The organism is Dyadobacter sp. 3J3 (assembly GCF_009801115.1).
In the GTDB taxonomy this organism is placed as follows: Bacteria; Bacteroidota; Bacteroidia; order Cytophagales; family Spirosomataceae; genus Dyadobacter.
On sequence record NZ_VTOL01000010.1, the window covers coordinates 120,826 to 138,289 of the forward strand.

Genomic DNA, 17,464 nt, shown 5'->3' on the forward strand with positions numbered 1-17,464 from the left:
TTTTCTTTTGAAACGAAAAATGAAAGAAATTACAGATATCATTGAAGCTTATTATAAAGCAATTGCCGAAGGTAAACGTATGGCACTGGCGACGGTCGTTCATGTTGAAGGCTCGTCCTATCGGAGACCAGGAGCCCGAATGCTGGTAACGGAGGATGGACAATTGACAGGTGCTATCAGCGGAGGTTGCCTGGAAGGAGATGCGCTGCGAAAAGCACTTCTGGCCATTTCTCAGCAAACCAATAAACTGGTAACATATGACACCATGGACGATGATGACGATGCAAAATTCGGCGTTCAGCTGGGTTGTAATGGTATTGTACATATCCTGTTTGAGCCAATAAATATTGAAAAGGAAATTCACCCGATCATCTTACTGGAGCGAGCTACGAGAGACAGAATTAACGCTATACTTGTTACAATTTTTTCTATGACCAACCGGGGAAACCAGCCCGGAACAGGAATGCTTTTAATTGATAACGATGAATATTTAGTTGTAGAAAATCAGTTCGAAAAATACCTCGATACTATTATTCAGGATAGTGAAACTGCCCTGAATTCCGAACAATCTTTGTTCAAGACCTATACTTTTGAAGGAAATAAGCTTACTGCTTTCATTGAATTTTTAAAACCTCCTGTTTCACTTGTGATCGTTGGAGCAGGAAATGATGCGATTCCGCTGGTGGGTATGGCTTCACTTTTGGGTTGGACAATTACGGTTGCTGACGGTCGTATTAATCAGGCAACTGCCCAACGGTTTCCATTAGCCCATCAAGTACTTGTTGCCAAATCAAACGAGGTGATCTCACAAATCCCTTGTGATGCGCAAACTGTTTTTGTATTGATGACCCATAATTACAATTACGATCTTGGCGTCCTTCGTGAATTTATGAATAGTAAAAACTCTATTTACATCGGCAGTCTGGGACCAAAAAAGAAATTGGAAAGAATGTTGGCTGACTTAAAAGATGACGGCTTTGAAGTGACTGAAGAACAAATTTCAAGAATTTATGGTCCGGTGGGACTGGACATTGGTGCAGAGACTTCTGAGGAAATCGCGCTATCGGTTTTGGCCGAAATAAAAGCCGTTCTGAACAAAACGCCCGGAACATTCTTACGTGACAAAACGGATGTAATTCATAGTCGTCCTATTTTAAATATACCGGCTTTGGAAAAAAGGAAAGTGCAGAATCTTTTGAGTTCGTCTGACGAGGACGTTTCGGGTTCTTGTGGGATTGGACCGATGTAATAGGTTTATAATTAGCTTTTATATGCCACCCTTTCAGGGTTTGGCTTATCTGGGTTTCTATTAATTTTCTAATATAGTGTCATCCCTTCGGGATTCAATTTAGATAATTATAAATTACCATGTTTTTGTTTTCAGTTTACAACAAATCCTTTTGCATCAGCAGCTTTTTATAGTCATCAGCAGTATCCATATCTACATTTCCAAGAGGAAAATCCACAGTAGACATTCGGTCTTTACTTTTGATAATAATCTTTCTGGCACCAACGTCACCTGTTAATTCCATCAATTCCGGAAAGATACTTTTGTCGAAAATTACTGGCGTTCCGGCTATTTCTGAATAATAACTTGCCACTATACTCCTTGTAGAAATTTCTTTTTCCCTAATCAGCTTACGTAAAAGATCAGAAGTCACAAAGGGCTGATCACAAACCATAAAAATAACTTCGTTTATACCGGGATTCTTTACCGTAACATAAGTCAGACCAGTACGAATCGAAGAGGCCATACCTTCTTCCCATTCTGAATTATGAGCAATTTCAACACTACTATTTTTTAATTCTGATTCGATACGTTTTCTCTCGGCTCCGGTAACTACGATTACATTTTCAACTACTTCTCGGGCTATTTCTACGCAATGGCTTATCAAACTTTTCCCTTTAAAGGGAAGAAGCTGTTTAGGCTGACCCAACCGGGCCGATTTTCCGGCGGCCAGAATTACGATAGCGATGTTAGTTTCCATTTAAAATTATTTTGTGAAATTACTGATATGACACTGATTATGTAACTGCAAATATTGAGCCAAACATGTTACGTAAAATATAAATTATCAGCCTTAACAAAACAAAAAAAACAGCTCAGCCCAATATAAAATATACTGGACTAAACTGCTTGTGATCTCACTTAATTTTAGGAAATATTCTTAAACGCCTCCTCTTCAATAAAGGGTTGGTTCCGCAATCTTTTCTTTGTTGCCTTGTAAAAAGCATTCGCCGCTGCGGCTCCTGCGGGCGGTAATGCGGGCTCACCTAATCCAGTTGGTGCGATACCATTATCAACAAAATGCACATCCACTTCCGGAATTTCATTCATACGAATCAAGCGGAAAGCATTGAAATTCTTCTGATCGGGAGCTCCGTCTTTAAAAGTCAGATTTCCATACATCGCATGTCCAATACCATCCACAATCCCACCACGAACCTGTTGAAGAGAACCGCTTTTATTGATCACAATACCGCAATCAACCGCTGCAATCATGTTTTTCAGAACAGGTTTACCTTTCTCAACAATAACCTCTCCCACCTGTGCTACATACGAACGGTGAGAAAAATAGACGCTAAAACCCTGATGAACTCCTTTTTTCTTACCCCAGTTGCTTTTTTCAGCGGCGAGTTTTATCACGGCAATCATCCTGTCAATGTCATATTTGACTTCACCTGCCGGAGCTTTTTTTGCTTTTTCCAATAATTCCAAACGAAACTGAATCGGATCTTTTCCGGCTGCTTCGGCTACTTCATCCAAAAAAGATTGTTCAGCATAAGCAAGGAAATTAGTAATCGGGGCACGCCACGGACCGGTAGTAATCGGAGATTTATGATCTACCGAATCGATCAACAAATTGTCGACGGCTCCGGAAGGAAAATTATCTTCACGTGTCGGGTTCCCGGCATTCATGCCCACACCGCGTAATTTGTAACCAATCAGCTGTCCGGTTTTATCCAAAGCAGCTTCAAAACGATAACGAACTGCGGGACGGTATGTTCCACCTGTCATATCATCTTCCCTGGTCCAAACCACTTTCACCGGCGCTTTCATCAATTTGGAAACATGGGTCGCTTCGATCGAATAATCGGCTGCCAGCCTTCTACCAAAACCTCCGCCTTGTCTGGTAATTTCAACCGTGACTTTTTCAGGTGGAAAACCGGTTATTTTCGCAGCTTCCGTCCGTGCACGATCCGGTGTTTGTGTTGGCCCGACAAGTTCAACACCATCTTCACGAACGTGCGCGAAAAAGTTCATGGGTTCCAAAGGACTGTGCGGTAAAAACGGACATTGATATTCAGCCGTTACAATTTTAGCCGCGTTTTTAAATGCAGTTTCAACATCACCATTTTTCCTTCTTACTGCCGCTTCTCCACCGTCTAATAATTGTTTGAAAATACGATTATGATCAGCCGAACTTTCAAGATCGAATTCTTTTTCATATTCAATTTTCAAAAGTTCTCGTGCTTTTTTAACCTGCCAGGTTGATTTCCCAACCACGGCCACACTGTTTCCAAAAGTCACAACATCTACAATACCGGGCATTTTTTTCGTCTCAGCGGAATCAACCGATTTCAATTTCAGACCAAATGCTTTTGGACGCTGAATTAGAGCAAACAACATTCCTTCCCGGTAAAAATCCAGTCCGAATAATGGCTTACCCGTTATGATGTTATGATTGTCAACATTACGGATACTTTGCCCGATCAGCTTGAAATCTTTCTCATCTTTTAACTTAATTTCCTTGGGTACCGTAATTTTGGAAGCATCCTCAGCAAGCTCTCCATAGGTTGCTGATTTGCCGGAAGCTTTATGAAAAACCTTTCCAGTCTCCGTCGTTATTTCTGTGGAAGGAACATTCCATCTTTTCGCTGCCGCCTCCACTAACAGATACCTCGCCGTTGCACCTGCTTTCCGTAAACGTTCCCAAGAATGCGGAACCGCCCCGCTTCCACCGGTTACCTGGCGCTCATATTTGCTTGTGTCCAGATTTGCCTGAACTGTTTTTACCAGTTTCCAGTCAGCATCCAGTTCTTCAGCAACAATCATCGGAAAAGCCGTTTTAATTCCTTGTCCGATTTCCGGATTTGGAGAAAATATGGTGATGATATTGTCAGCGCCTATGGTGAGAAAACTATTGAAATTGACGGCACCCACCGCCGCAGATTCAGGAGTAACCACGCCTGGCAATGCAGCAGCACCCGACCAGCTGAAACCTAAAAATAAGCCCCCACCAGCTGTTGCCGCAATTTTCAGGAAATTACGTCTTGAAGTTTCTTCTAATGTCTTCATGATTATTTGGTTTTGGACGCTGCCGATTTAACCGCTTCACGTATCCGGTGATATGTTCCGCAACGACAAATATTACCACTCATCGTTTCCACAATCTGGGCGTCGGTTGGTTTAGGATTTTTCTTCAAAAAAGCGGCAGCGGTCATGATTTGTCCGGCCTGACAGTATCCGCACTGCGGAACATCTATTTCTTCCCAGGCCTTTTGGACAGGATGATCACCTTTTTCTGACAAACCTTCAATGGTTGTTACTTTTCTCTTTCCTACCGCCGAAACCGGCAAAACGCAGGAACGAACCGCCTCTCCGTCCAGATGCACTGTACAGGCTCCGCACTGGGCAATTCCGCAGCCGAATTTGGTGCCGGTAAGGCCAAGATTATCGCGCAGCACCCACAAAAGCGGAGTTTCCTCTGCCACATCTGTTTCGTAGCTGTGGTTGTTGATTTGTAATTTTAATAACGCCATGGTGAAAATTGTATAGGTTATATCAATTCAAATATTATCCAGAAAAAAAGTACTTTGTGGCTAAATAAATCACAACTTTCCCTGCATAAATATTGACATGACAAGTTAAACAATATTCCATTAAAATATATTTATACGATTGGATATAAGCGATATACCTATTCAGCTATATCGAATTTTTTGTTTTAATATGCCGGCCGCTTTGGTGTACCCACCCTCCGCTCCGTCAACAAAATGGATATGTATATTTTCTTCATTGGGTACATAACAAGACATAATTGATTCCTGGCTTACAAAAAGTCCGTATCTTATTTTGCCCTCGTATTCCAGTTTATTGAGCGCTTCTTCCAGCAATAAACGTTGTTTTGTATTTCCTGAAATAACCGTGTTGATCCGCCCATCGATGACCAAAGTATCGGCCAGCTCTACAATTTCATTAAGAAACGTTTTACCTTTTTTCGTACTAAAATAGTAAGGCCCGAACAGCATCATGAAACGGTTGTAAATCCTGTAAAAAAATCGAAGCTGTCCAAATTTGACGTTCATTTCAAGATTAATTTTAGCCAGTGTCGATTTCAATCTCAATTTTGAAACAGAAATTGGCTGGCGTTTTTGGGATGTTCCATAGATAGCGTCAAGGAAATCCACAACTTCCCGGAACACAACTCCCTGCTCCGACTCCTCTCTCGCAATGACAAGCAAACTGATCACTTCATCCAGATTTTCCGGTGGCGCAATTCTGTCCCAACGGCACTGCATTCCCTCGAGATCCAGTAATTGATTTCCAGATTCCAGCAGATCAAGTTTATGATCTTCGCCTTTGATCAATTTCTCAGCATAACTTAACCCATCACCCAGCACAACCGGAATTGAAAATATGCTTGAATTTTTAAATTTACTGATGTTCAGTGAAAATCCATTTTGATAAATGTGATGGATAGGAACACTGCCAACGCGCAAATCAATATCAAAATTTCGAAAAGTATTATACTTGTGAATTTGTAAAGAACGCATAACATCTTCCAGGATCATAGGCGGAACAATGCAAGTCGCACCATCACCACCAAAGAAAAAAGGAACACTCAGATTATTTTTTCGGGCAATATTCAAAACGGCTACTATGCAACCCGTTGCAATAAGGTTAACCGCTTCGTGCAATCCGTTTTGAACAGCAAGTGTTGAATTTTTGACGTCCGTCACCACAATGTGCCAGTCGTCCGGAAGTTTGTGAAAAAGTTGTTTTTCGGTAAGCAGATCGCTTAAAGAAATTTCATTGACCGGCAGAGCTGAATAGAATAAATCATTTATGGACAAAGTCGGCATTAGTGTAAGCGCTGGTTTCTTTCAAATTTAAATCTTTTGATCGATAAGATTTCTTTTTTGGTAATCTTATATCGGGAAAGTATTTCAAACAAAAGACGCAATGTTTTCACACCGCGTCTTTTGTCGATTTTATCAAAAAAATAAATTCAATTTATCGATTACTTCTTTCCAGCATCCAGCCCGGATATTCCACCGGCAATTTACTTACTTCATCCAAAACTTTCAATTCTTCTGCTGTAAATACGATATCTACCGATTGCAGATTATCTTCTAATTGTTCAATTTTATTGGCGCCGATAATTACGCTTGTGACCGTTGATTGATGTAAAAGCCACGACAAAGACAACTGGGCAACGGTGGCTCCTTTTGCTTCGGCCATTGGCTGTAAAATATCCAGAATATTAAAAGCACGTGCTTTGTCGACCGGGAAAGATGCAAAATTTTTCAGCCTTCCGCCGGATTCAGATTCTCCGTTGCGGTTATATTTTCCACTTAACAATCCGGCAGCCAAAGGACTCCAAACCATCAATCCGATTTTCTGATCATCCAAAAGCGGAATAAGTTCTCGCTCAATATCCCTTCCAGCCAACGAATAATAGGATTGCATGGAGACAAACTTCGCTTTGTCATGATATTGGGAATATCCAACTGCCTTCATTAATTGCCAGGCTGACAAGTTGCTGGCGCCTATATAACGTACTTTTCCACTTCGAACAAGATCATCGAGTGTATTCAACGTTTCTTCAAAAGGTGTTATGGAATCAAAACTATGGATCTGATATAAATCAATATAATCCGTATTTAATCTTTTCAAACTCGCCTCAACCTGTTGCAAAATATGCTTTCTGGTCAGGCCTTGATCATTTGGTCCCGTTCCCATTGCACCGCGAACTTTGGTAGCCACGATCAGATCATCACGATTTAATCCAAGATTGCGGATAGCTTGTCCGGTGAGCTCTTCTGACAAACCTTCTGAGTATACATTGGCCGTATCAATAAAATTAATTCCGGAGTCAACCGCTTTTTTCACCAATTGATCGACTGAATCCTGTCCCAGATTTCCCATAACTTTGAAAAACCCCTTTCCGCCAAAAGTCATTGTTCCAAGACATAATTCAGAAACCTTCAAACCTGTGTTTCCTAATACTTTATATTTCATTTTGCTGCTATTAAGTAATACAGCAAAGGTATTTGGGAAAAGACTGACAAAATTTACGTTTTCAAAGTGAAAACTATAAAAATCAAAGCATCATTTACGGAGCGACAAGGGCGTAACGCCTACGTTTTTCTTAAAGAAATTATTAAAGTAGCTCGAATATTCAAACCCCAGACAAGAGCCAATATCGCCGATACTCCAATCTGTATGTCTTAAAAGTGCCTTTGCCTCGTTCACAACACGGTCCGTAATATGTGCAGTAGTGGTTTTTCCGGTAGTGTCCCGGACGGCGTTATTCAAATGGTTTACATGAACGGACAAATACTCTGCAAAGTCACTGGCTTTTTTCAATTTCAAAACAAAATGCGGCGAATCGATTGGAAATTGTCTTTCCAATAATTCAAGAAATAAACTGGTGATCCGGGAAGCCGCATTATTATGCTGCACATCCGACAGAGCCGGCTGCATTTTCATCCCTTCATGAATCATCAGATTTACATAATTCCTGATCACATCATACTTATAAAGATAGGTTGAATCCATCTCCGTAACCATTTTTTCATAAAGCGTGTAAATAAAAGAGAGCTGCGCCGAATCCGGAAAAAACACCTGATCACTACCAATTTTAAACAACGGCGACTCCTGGATACTATCGAGTCTTTCTTTTGTTTTCAGAAAATCTTCGGTAAAAACACACATCCGCCCGGATCGGTCATCCGAAAATACTTCAAGTGAATATGGAACGAGTGGATTAGAAAAAATTAGTGCAGGTCTATTTATATCAACCGTTCTATCCGCATAATGAATTTTTGCCGGCCCGTTAATACTCCATATTTTATAATAATCTCTCCGGTTATAGGGAACCAAAGGCGTTTTGCCACTTCCCTCAAAAATCTGGGCTTTAAATGGAATAACATCTAGTTGGTAATGTGCAGGTGGAGGAACGAGTTCGGCAATTTTCATATTTGTCATAGTTCAAAGTTAATAAAATCAAAGAAGAGTTTGATTCTATTCCGACAAATAAGATAAATCGCATCCGATTAAGATCGATCAATCAAATCTCTACCCCATTTCCTAACGAAGAGATAATTCCCTGATTTTGTCAAATTCTGTATGAGCCGCCATTGCTCTGACTATTCCTCTTTTATCAATCAATATAAAAAAAGGTGTTTCTGTTACTTTATAGCGATGATTGAAACCGTAAGAATCCGGAACAGGAATAAAACCACAATTCCGTTTTGGGATTGCTTTTCTACATTCTTCATCGGTATTAATTGTTGTTCCGAGAGAAACAATTTCAATACCTTTTTCCCGGTTTTCTTCTATAAAATCGGATATAATTTTAGTGCTCTCGATCGTATACAGTGGCTTTTCGTACTTAATCCAAAAGCCAAGAAGAACATATTTTCCTTTCAATTTTTCAGAATCATATGTCTTTCCATCCAGTCCGTTCATCACAAAGGCTGGAATTGGCTTTCCAATTTCTGGCATTCCATCTTCGTCGAGTGTTAAGGTTATTCCTGTTTCAACTTCGAATTTTGTTTTAGGGATCAGGGCAAAAGACGAGGCTTTTCCATACTTATCAAAAACCGGCTGTGTACGGTACCGGCCTGGATTTTTCTTTAACAATTCGTCATAAGCATGGTAACTGATCCGCTGCCCTGTTGCCTGATTCATAATTACAGTTTCATCATTCATCACAAACTGCTGATTCATTTTCCCCTTGCTACGCAAAACCTGAGCCGAAGTTATTTGGCTGTTTTCTACACCAAAAATGATCAGGATAAACCCGATAAATCTGAAATTCATAAACGCTATGTTGATTTTAGTCCAATAAAAAGAAGTGTATTCCGGTTTTAAATTTGAATATATAACTGATTTGTCCCGGTAAATATTTTAAGTCAGCTTCTATTTTCAAGGCAATTACAAATTTTGGTATTGCTCAAATGAAAAATGCCCGAATCGTAAACTTTGATTCAGGCATTTTCTTTTACAAAATAATTTTTTACCAGCCAATAGTTTCATCCAAATGGAAGTAGCCACCCGTTGGTCCGTCAGCCGGAAGTGTAGCCAGTAATACGCTTGTGCTCGCTCCATCCTCTGGTGTCATCGGTGCCGCGGATCCGCCAAGCTCTGTTTGAATCCAGCCCGGGTGAACTGAATTTACTTTGATAGCGGTATCCTTTAATTCTTTCGCCAAATGAACCGTAAACGAGTTTAACGCTGTTTTCGAAGTACTGTAAGCAAACATTTTAATTCCATAAACTGATGAAGATGGATCAGAAAGTAAATTCAGAGACCCAAGAGCACTGGAAACGTTAACGATGCGTCCCGCATCTGATTTCCTGATCAATGGCAAAAGCACCTGAGTACTAAGTACCACAGCGAAAAAATTGGCTTCCATGGTACCTCGCAAGGCTTCCTCTGAAATGCTGCTTACAGGAAATTCATTCCCGAAGGATGATACAGGATCGCCTTCAAAACTTACTCCGGCATTGTTTACCAATATATCCAGTTTGCCAAATTTCTTGTCGAAATAATCGTAAGCACTGGTGTAATCCTTCTTATCGGATACATCGAATTTTATAAAATCAGAATCAATCCCTTCGGCTTTCAACTTTTCAACCGCTGCTTTTCCCGATTCTTCATTTCTCGATCCGATCACTGGAAATATGCCCAGTTTGCCAAGTTTTTTTGCTGTTTCAAATCCAATTCCGCGATTTCCGCCAGTAATAAATGCAATTTTTTGTTCAGACATGATTTTGGTTGTTTATAATTAAAGATTAATTTATAGATTACTTACTAATAAGTAAGTAAATTTGGCAAATTTTTTTATACTTGTAATTCAAGCTTTATTTGGGTGATAACCGAATCATAATGCTCATTACCATTAAGCCGCGCATGCAGTAAACCGCCAGCCATGGCGGAGGAAATCAATGATGCTTTGTTCACAGCTTCTCCTTTAAAATAAAAAACCTTTTCACTCCTGCCCAATTCAAGAAGATCAGTAAACCAGTTTTTTACAATTTTGAAATATTCGGCTGCAATGAATTGCATCTGTTCCGGAATTTCATTGTAGTTCGATGCACTCGAACCGATCATGCAAATCCTGTTCTCATGTTCCAAATATCTCCGGTAATTCAACATAAAAGCATCCAGCTTTCCCCAGTGACTTTTCCCGTCAACTGCTGCAACAAAATCTTCAAATCGTTCTATTTCTCTACGCAAAACCTCAGCTCCAAGGGCTTCTTTACTAGTATAATGATAATGAATTGCGGCATTTTTTATACCCAACTGCGAAGAAATCTGCTGATAACTCAGTGAGGGGTATCCGCCAGCCAGAATTAAATCTGTCGCCAATTCAACTATCTTTTCTTTAGTGTCCGTTCTCGCTTTCATAATATCCAAATTCCACAAGACAAATGTACTTACTTATATGTAAGTAAAACAAATAATTCGAAATAAATTTTTAAATATTTTTTCAATTCCGGGATACGACTCAAAGTATTGACACTAATGCTGCCCGTTACTTTAAGTGGTTTTACCGTCTCAATAATCATAAAATTTTCTCCTATCCTCCAACATGATTTAAAATTTGACGAATGAAAATTTCTCTTTTTGCACATTTGCTATTATTATTTCTATTTCAAACAAAAAACGTAGTCCTTTCTCAAAAGTTATCACACAAACAATTTCCAGAAAAACAGATGCTGCAAGCCGGTGTCTGGAAAGATACCGATGGAAATTTCATTAATGCACATGGTGGAGGTATACTTTACCATCAGGGAGTTTATTATTGGTTTGGCGAAATAAAGAAAGGAAATACGTGGCTCGTTCCTGATCGGAAACGGGAATGTTATCGCGTTGCGGCGTCAGGTATTTCCTGTTATTCTTCGAAGGATTTGAAAAACTGGAAATTCGAAAAAACAGCACTTGCCTCCACCACTTCTGACAGACAAAGCGATCTGGATACAGGACGTGTCATGGAAAGGCCAAAAGTAATTTACAATCAGAAAACCAAACAATTTGTCATGTGGATGCACATGGATTCAAAGGATTATACTTATGCACGCACTGGTGTTGCAGTGAGTAGTACTCCTGCGGGCCCGTATCAGTACCTGGGAAGCCAAAAACCTGATGAGCAAAATTCGGGAGATTTAACGCTTTTCAAAGATGACGATGGAAGCGCATATCTAATCTTTGCATCAGAAAATGACAATTCGATTTATATCAATCGTTTATCAAATGATTATTGTTCCCTGACAAATCAGTCTTTGAACATTTTTGAAGGATTGAGGCGTACTGCACCCGTGATGTTCAAGTTAGGCAAAAGGTATTATCTTATAACTTCGACTGGAACGGAATGGAGCCCGAATGCCACTTCTTATGCAGTATCAGATTCTCTTTTGGGTGATTGGAGGCCTTTAGGAAATCCATGTGTAGGTCCGTTTTCTGAAACTACTTTTTCTTCTCAGGGATCCTTCGTTTTGCCTATTGATCCTAAAAAAGGAAAGTTTCTTTTTATGGCTGACCGGTGGAATAAAACAGATCTTGAAAATTCGAGATATTTGTGGTTGCCGATGGAGGTAAAAGGAGATGTTATCAATGTTACCTGGTCAGCAAAAGTGCCTGATTAGTAGTTTATTGAACAGAAAAACAAAGCGCCATGAATTTCAGCGCTTTGTTTTTGTTATTAAAATCAATAAAATTTCGGATTTGGATTTAACTTCTGGTTTCCCCTCTGATGCCAGTAAGGATAAATTGGCGGTACTTCACTCGCTGCATCAAGTTTTTTCACTTGTTCAGAAGTAAGATTCCAGCCAGCTGCGGCAAGATTTTGTCTTAATTGTTCTTCATTTCTGGCTCCAATGACAATATTTACAACACTTGGACGCTGTAATAGCCAGTTTAAAGAAACCTGAGCAACCGACTTTCCGGTTTCTTCTGCCACTTCCTCCAACACATCCACGATATTATAAAGCAATTCAAAATTGGTTTCCGGCCCTTGCGAACCACCCTGACTCAAACGGCTGCTTTCCGGTTTGGGTTGATTTCTTTTGAATTTACCACTCAATAACCCTGCTGACAAAGGGCTCCAAACGATAGTTCCAACATTCTGGTCGAGTGCCAGCGGCATTAGTTCCCATTCAAATTCTCTGTTGAGAAGTGAATAATATGCCTGGTGGCCAACATATCTGCACCAGCCATGTTTTTCAGAAGCCGAAAGCGATTTCATCAAATGCCAGCCAGAAAAATTGGAACAAGCAATGTAACGCACTTTTCCACTGGTCACCAGATCGTCCAGCGCACGCAAAGTTTCTTCGACCGGCGTATTGCCATCGAAACCATGCATATGATAAATATCAATATGATCTGTATTCAAACGCCGTAAACTATCCTCACAAGCCTGGGTCAGATGAAAACGGGAAGAGCCAAAATCATTTGGTCCGTCAGCCATCGGGAATGTGGCTTTTGTTGAAATCAAAACCTGGTTTCGCAAACCTCCCAAAGCCTTACCTAAAATTTCTTCTGATAAACCTTTCGAATAAACGTTAGCCGTATCGAACAAATTAACACCCTCTTCAAGGCAAATGTTAATCAATGTTTTAGCTTCTTCAACCCCGGTCTCTCCCCAGGCTTTAAAAAATTCATTTCCGCCACCGAAAGTAGCAGTACCAAAACTTAAAACGGGCACTTTAATCCCGGAAGCTCCTAATTGCCTGTATTCCATAAATCCTGAAATTAATTTTAATACGAATTGAATTTCAAACTATTACCTGCTTTTAGCTAAACTAATTTAACGAAGTCGAAATTTGTTTTCCCCTGTTAAAATTCAACAAAAAATACTACTGTAAGATTTTTTTGTTACTTATTTATTCAATATTCGAATGATTTAAAGAAATGAAAAGTTTTAATCATCAAACTTTTCATTTCAACAACTTATCAGTGTTAGAAAAATTTACCTTATTAAATATCCATCAAATTTCAATGAAACCAGTATTTCTGGATTATAAGAAATCAATTTCTAGTACTTGTCATCAAACGGAAGTTTGTAAGTAGGATCTTCCATTACGTTAACTTCTATCACGGAATCCGCATTTTTTAGAAGCAAGCGGCAGTCATCACTCAAATGACGCAGAAGCAGTTTTTTATCTGCTATTTTATACCGCTCTGTCAATTTGTTTAGCGCTTCAATTCCGCTCATGTCTGCAATTCTGCTTTCCTTGAAATCGATAATAACTTCCCGTGGATCGTTAGTCACGTCAAACTTTTCAGTAAAAGCCATCACGGATCCGAAAAATAGCGGCCCGTATATTTCGTAATGTTTAATACCTTTTTCATCAATATATTTCTTTGCCCTGATTCGTTTGGCGCTTTCCCAGGCAAAAACCAATGCCGAAATGATCACTCCAATTAAAACAGCCAGTGCAAGATTATGCAGCCATATCGTAATCACTGCCACAAGTATTCCAACGAAAATATCCTTTTGAGGCATTTTGTTGATAATCCTGAAACTTCCCCACTCAAAAGTCCCGATGGCAACCATGATCATTACACCCGTGAGCGCTGCCATAGGGATTTTTTCAATTACAGGCGCACCAAACAAGATTACGATCAGAATTGTGCAGGCAGCAATAATTCCTGACAACCGTGCCCTTGCTCCGGCTGAAATATTTACAAAGGTCTGAGCGATCATTGCGCATCCACCCATTCCAAAGAAAAATCCATTCAAAATATTGGCACTTCCCTGTGCAACGCATTCCCTGTTCCCATTTCCACGATTACCGATTATCTCATCCACCAGATTCAGCGTCAGCAAACTTTCTGTCAAACCAACTCCAGCCATAATTAATGCGTATGGAAAAATGACCTGTAACATCTCCAGATTGAAAGGAATAGAAGGAATATGGAACGGTGGAAATCCACCGCTCACGGATGCGATATCTTTTACAGTTTTTGTATCAATTCCAAAACCTAGTACCAAAGCAAAAACAACAACAATAGCCACCAGCGAAGCCGGAATTGCTTTGGTCAATTTTGGAAGGATTAGTACAATTGCAATAGTCAAACCAACCAAACCTGTCATAATCCAAAATGGATTTCCGGAAAGCCATACCTTTTGTCCGTCCGCGATAGTCTTAAATTGCTCAAATTGTGAAGTGAAAATAATGACCGCGAGACCGTTAACAAACCCATACATAACAGGCTGAGGTACCAGACGGATAAATTTCCCAAATTTGAAAATACCGACTAAAATCTGAAAAATACCTGCCAGGATTACGGCTCCAAAAACATATTCCAAACCATGCGATTGCATCAACGCGATCAAAACAATGACCGTAGCTCCTGCCCCGCCCGAAACCATTCCCGGCCGTCCTCCAAAAACGGCGGTAACCAAGCCCATGATAAAGGCTGCGTATAAGCCGGCCAATGGCGGAAATCCCGCCAAAATTGCAAAGGAAAGGGATTCCGGCATCATCGTCATCGCGACGGTCAATCCGGCTAAAATTTCGTTTTTGTAGTCTACTTTTTGTTTAAAATCAAATAAATTTAAATATCCTGTCATCTTGTCAAGTAAAAATAGATTGCAAAAATAAGGCTTTACGCCGATTTAACGCGTAATTATGTACGTTGAGGAGTTTTTCAAATTGTCCGATAACGAACAGTTCAAGTACGCATACGAACAAAACCGACACCAACAAAATGATAACTATTTGAATATCAGTACGCTTGTTTTATTGGCATAAAAATAGAGCAAGAAGCAGTAAGGCTTACTATCATTATATCATGCTGCAAAACTATTTTAAAATCGCCTGGCGGAGTCTTTCACGGAATCGTTCTTTTTCTGCCATCAATATTACCGGGCTCGCTATTGGTCTCGCATCCTGTATGCTTATCAGCCTGTATGTGCTTGATGAACTGAGCTTTGACCGTTACAATGAAAAGGCAAGTCAGATCTTCCGGGTAGTTTTAAAGGGTACCATGCAGGGCGGTAAGTTAAATGAAGCTCATGTGATGCCTCCCACTGCTCAGGCACTTAAAGCGGATTATCCGGAAGTACTGGCTGCAACACGTTTACGCCAGGGAGGTTTTCCAAAAGTCGTGTTGGGTGACAAACAATATACCGGAGATAATCTAGCTTTTGCTGATTCAAATTTCTTCCAGGTTTTTACACTTCCACTCTTGAAAGGTGACGCCAAAACGGCTTTATTACAGCCTAATTCTCTCGTTATTACACAAAAACTGGCCGATAAATATTTCGGAAATGCAGATCCGATTGGCCAGGTTATTAATTTCAAAGGAGAAAATACAGCGTACAAAGTGACCGGGGTAATTGAAAAAGTACCTGAAAATTCGCATTTCCATTTTGAGATATTTGCTTCTATGGCAGGTTTCCCGGATTCTAAATCACCTTCCTGGATGATTTCAGAATACTTTACTTATCTGGTTCTGCCAAAAGGATACGATTATAAAAAACTGGAAGCAAAATTGCCGCAAACGGTTGAAAAATACATGGCGCCTCAATTGAAAATAGCCATGGGTGTAACCATGGATGAATTCAGAAAAAGCGGCAATAATCTTGGTCTATATCTTCAACCATTGACAGACATACATCTGCATTCTGACTTTGGCTATGACCTTGGCAACAATGGCGACATTAAATACGTCTATATTTTCGGTGCTGTTGCTATCATTATGCTGGTCATTGCCTGTATTAATTTCATGAATCTCTCTACGGCGGGTGCTTCAAAACGTGCCAGAGAAGTTGGAGTGCGGAAAGTGATGGGATCAGAAAGAAAAGAACTTGTATATCAGTTTTTGCTTGAATCCATTTTGCTGACCTCGATTGCCATGATCCTGGCCGTTATTTTCGGTTATTTTGCTTTACCTCTTTTCAACACCTTGTCGGGTAAGAATCTGACTTTGCAATTCACTGCTATTCCCTCTCTATTGCCGGGTCTTATTCTTTTTGGTCTTGCTGTCGGAATTCTGGCGGGAAGTTATCCAGCATTTTTCCTTTCCTCTTTCAAACCTATTTTGGTATTAAAAGGAAGGCTGGTTAGTGATAGAAAAAGTATCAGTCTAAGAAGTGGATTAGTAGTTGTTCAGTTTTTCATTTCCATTACGCTGATCATTGGGACGACGGTTGTTTACCAGCAATTACGTTTTATTCAAAATAAGAAACTGGGATACAGCAAAGATCAGGTGCTTGTCATTGATACCTGGTCGCTGGGACAAAACAAGGAAAGTTTTAAAGAAGAATTGCTTCGTGACCCTCGCGTGCTTCATGTGAGTTCGTCTAGTTATATTCCTGCCGGCCCATCTAACAATAATAATTATATGGTATATCCGGACGACAAAAATATGCAGCTCGTGAAAACCCTTCGGTATGATGTGGATGCGGATTACATCTCAACACTAGGTATGGAAATGGCGGCTGGTCGTAATTTTTCAAAGGAATTCGGAAATGATTCTTCGGGGGTGATACTAAATGAAACAGCGGCTTCCATGCTTGGATTTAAAAATGACGCACTGGACCGGAAGATCACCAACACCAATAACGAAGGTGGAAAAGGCACGTATCGCGTCATTGGTGTCGTTAAGGATTTCCATTTCAGATCTTTACATGAGAAAATCACTCCACTGGTTATGATTTTGGGTAAAGATTCAGGCAATTTTCTTGTCAAAATAAAGACAAAAGAAGTTAAAGGACTGCTGGCAGACATGGAAAATAAGTACAAAGGTTATAAATCCGAACAGCCATTCACTTATTCTTTCCTTGACGAAAGATTCAACAGTACCTATCAGGCTGAACAAAAAACAGGTTCAATTCTTGGCATATTCGCCGGTCTGACCATTTTCGTAGCCTCACTTGGACTTTTCGGATTAGCCACTTTCACCGCACAGCAGCGTACCAAAGAAATCGGTGTCCGCAAGGTTTTGGGCGCGTCAATAGGAAGCATTGTCACGCTGTTATCGGGCGAGTTTATAAAACTCGTTCTTGTAGCATTGGTACTTGCTACTCCTGTTGCCTGGTATATGATGACGCAATGGTTGCAGGATTTTGAATATAGAATTTCAATTGAATGGTGGGTTTTCGCAATTTCCGGTCTGTTTGCAATCGCTATTGCGCTGATTACTGTAAGTTATCAAAGTATAAAAACAGCTCTTATTAATCCGGTTACATCTATTCGGATGGAATAAACACTTTGTAAAATA

The 17,464-nt window shown here is 40.0% G+C and carries 14 protein-coding genes; 3 read left to right on the top strand and 11 right to left on the bottom strand.

What is annotated here, in order from left to right; translation table 11 throughout:
- The first annotated feature begins 19 nt into the window (after nt 1-19).
- Nucleotides 20-1,249 carry an XdhC family protein gene (locus FZF08_RS21560; protein ID WP_159473127.1) on the top strand — a complete coding sequence of 410 codons (1,230 nt, stop codon included), beginning with the start codon at nt 20-22 and terminating at the stop codon, nt 1,247-1,249.
- A gap of 136 nt (nt 1,250-1,385) precedes the next feature.
- Here the strand turns inward: FZF08_RS21560 and FZF08_RS21565 are convergent, their stop codons facing one another.
- The 9 genes from FZF08_RS21565 to FZF08_RS21605 all read right to left on the bottom strand — a co-directional run bounded on the left by FZF08_RS21565 (nt 1,386) and on the right by FZF08_RS21605 (nt 10,642).
- A complete protein-coding gene (locus FZF08_RS21565; protein ID WP_159473130.1) occupies nt 1,386-1,988 on the bottom strand; it encodes an NTP transferase domain-containing protein in 603 nt (200 codons plus the stop codon).
- A 167-nt stretch (nt 1,989-2,155) separates the two neighbouring features.
- Nucleotides 2,156-4,300, bottom strand: coding sequence for a xanthine dehydrogenase family protein molybdopterin-binding subunit (locus FZF08_RS21570; protein ID WP_159473133.1), 2,145 nt, complete (start codon nt 4,298-4,300; stop codon nt 2,156-2,158).
- Nucleotides 4,301-4,302: 2 nt separating this feature from the next.
- Nucleotides 4,303-4,764 (bottom strand): (2Fe-2S)-binding protein, encoded by a 462-nt coding sequence (locus tag FZF08_RS21575; RefSeq protein ID WP_159473136.1) that lies wholly within the window; start codon nt 4,762-4,764, stop codon nt 4,303-4,305.
- A 162-nt stretch (nt 4,765-4,926) separates the two neighbouring features.
- Complete coding sequence (locus FZF08_RS21580) at nt 4,927-6,087, bottom strand: DUF3095 family protein (RefSeq protein ID WP_159473139.1); 1,161 nt, start codon at nt 6,085-6,087, stop codon at nt 4,927-4,929.
- A gap of 151 nt (nt 6,088-6,238) precedes the next feature.
- Entirely contained in the window at nt 6,239-7,246 is a 1,008-nt protein-coding gene (locus FZF08_RS21585) for an aldo/keto reductase (protein WP_159473142.1), read from the bottom strand.
- A 90-nt stretch (nt 7,247-7,336) separates the two neighbouring features.
- Entirely contained in the window at nt 7,337-8,206 is an 870-nt protein-coding gene (locus tag FZF08_RS21590) for an AraC family transcriptional regulator (protein WP_159473145.1), read from the bottom strand.
- Nucleotides 8,207-8,317: 111 nt separating this feature from the next.
- Complete coding sequence (locus tag FZF08_RS21595) at nt 8,318-9,052, bottom strand: TlpA disulfide reductase family protein (RefSeq protein WP_159473148.1); 735 nt, start codon at nt 9,050-9,052, stop codon at nt 8,318-8,320.
- Nucleotides 9,053-9,248: 196 nt separating this feature from the next.
- Nucleotides 9,249-10,001, bottom strand: a complete 753-nt coding sequence (locus FZF08_RS21600; RefSeq protein ID WP_200837148.1) for an SDR family oxidoreductase — start codon at nt 9,999-10,001, stop codon at nt 9,249-9,251.
- A 74-nt stretch (nt 10,002-10,075) separates the two neighbouring features.
- Nucleotides 10,076-10,642 (bottom strand): TetR/AcrR family transcriptional regulator, encoded by a 567-nt coding sequence (locus tag FZF08_RS21605; RefSeq protein WP_159473151.1) that lies wholly within the window; start codon nt 10,640-10,642, stop codon nt 10,076-10,078.
- Nucleotides 10,643-10,845: 203 nt separating this feature from the next.
- Here FZF08_RS21605 and FZF08_RS21610 point away from each other — a divergent pair, with 203 nt between their 5' ends.
- Nucleotides 10,846-11,880 carry a glycoside hydrolase family 43 protein gene (locus tag FZF08_RS21610; RefSeq protein ID WP_159473154.1) on the top strand — a complete coding sequence of 345 codons (1,035 nt, stop codon included), beginning with the start codon at nt 10,846-10,848 and terminating at the stop codon, nt 11,878-11,880.
- Between the two features lie 62 nt (nt 11,881-11,942).
- On the opposite strand, the gene FZF08_RS21615 is transcribed toward FZF08_RS21610, so the two are convergent.
- Both FZF08_RS21615 and FZF08_RS21620 read right to left on the bottom strand, forming a co-directional pair.
- Entirely contained in the window at nt 11,943-12,974 is a 1,032-nt protein-coding gene (locus tag FZF08_RS21615; protein WP_159473157.1) for an aldo/keto reductase, read from the bottom strand.
- A 294-nt stretch (nt 12,975-13,268) separates the two neighbouring features.
- Nucleotides 13,269-14,810: a SulP family inorganic anion transporter gene (locus FZF08_RS21620; protein ID WP_159473160.1), complete on the bottom strand. Its 1,542-nt coding sequence runs from the start codon at nt 14,808-14,810 to the stop codon at nt 13,269-13,271.
- A 221-nt stretch (nt 14,811-15,031) separates the two neighbouring features.
- On the opposite strand from FZF08_RS21620, the gene FZF08_RS21625 reads away from it, so the two are divergent.
- Nucleotides 15,032-17,449: an ABC transporter permease gene (locus tag FZF08_RS21625; RefSeq protein WP_159473163.1), complete on the top strand. Its 2,418-nt coding sequence runs from the start codon at nt 15,032-15,034 to the stop codon at nt 17,447-17,449.
- Nucleotides 17,450-17,464 lie beyond the last annotated feature (15 nt).

Excerpts from the sequence above, each read along its gene's own strand:
- FZF08_RS21610 (WP_159473154.1), top strand. The coding sequence starts at position 10,846 with ATGAAAATTTCTCTTTTTGCACATTTGCTATTATTATTTCTATTTCAA.
- FZF08_RS21590 (WP_159473145.1), bottom strand. The coding sequence starts at position 8,206 with ATGAAAATTGCCGAACTCGTTCCTCCACCTGCACATTACCAACTAGAT.
- FZF08_RS21565 (WP_159473130.1), bottom strand. The coding sequence starts at position 1,988 with ATGGAAACTAACATCGCTATCGTAATTCTGGCCGCCGGAAAATCGGCC.
- FZF08_RS21600 (WP_200837148.1), bottom strand. The coding sequence starts at position 10,001 with ATGTCTGAACAAAAAATTGCATTTATTACTGGCGGAAATCGCGGAATT.
- FZF08_RS21570 (WP_159473133.1), bottom strand. The coding sequence starts at position 4,300 with ATGAAGACATTAGAAGAAACTTCAAGACGTAATTTCCTGAAAATTGCG.
- FZF08_RS21615 (WP_159473157.1), bottom strand. The coding sequence starts at position 12,974 with ATGGAATACAGGCAATTAGGAGCTTCCGGGATTAAAGTGCCCGTTTTA.
- FZF08_RS21620 (WP_159473160.1), bottom strand. The coding sequence starts at position 14,810 with ATGACAGGATATTTAAATTTATTTGATTTTAAACAAAAAGTAGACTAC.
- FZF08_RS21575 (WP_159473136.1), bottom strand. The coding sequence starts at position 4,764 with ATGGCGTTATTAAAATTACAAATCAACAACCACAGCTACGAAACAGAT.
- FZF08_RS21595 (WP_159473148.1), bottom strand. The coding sequence starts at position 9,052 with ATGAATTTCAGATTTATCGGGTTTATCCTGATCATTTTTGGTGTAGAA.
- FZF08_RS21580 (WP_159473139.1), bottom strand. The coding sequence starts at position 6,087 with ATGCCGACTTTGTCCATAAATGATTTATTCTATTCAGCTCTGCCGGTC.
- FZF08_RS21560 (WP_159473127.1), top strand. The coding sequence starts at position 20 with ATGAAAGAAATTACAGATATCATTGAAGCTTATTATAAAGCAATTGCC.
- FZF08_RS21625 (WP_159473163.1), top strand. The coding sequence starts at position 15,032 with ATGCTGCAAAACTATTTTAAAATCGCCTGGCGGAGTCTTTCACGGAAT.
- FZF08_RS21585 (WP_159473142.1), bottom strand. The coding sequence starts at position 7,246 with ATGAAATATAAAGTATTAGGAAACACAGGTTTGAAGGTTTCTGAATTA.
- FZF08_RS21605 (WP_159473151.1), bottom strand. The coding sequence starts at position 10,642 with ATGAAAGCGAGAACGGACACTAAAGAAAAGATAGTTGAATTGGCGACA.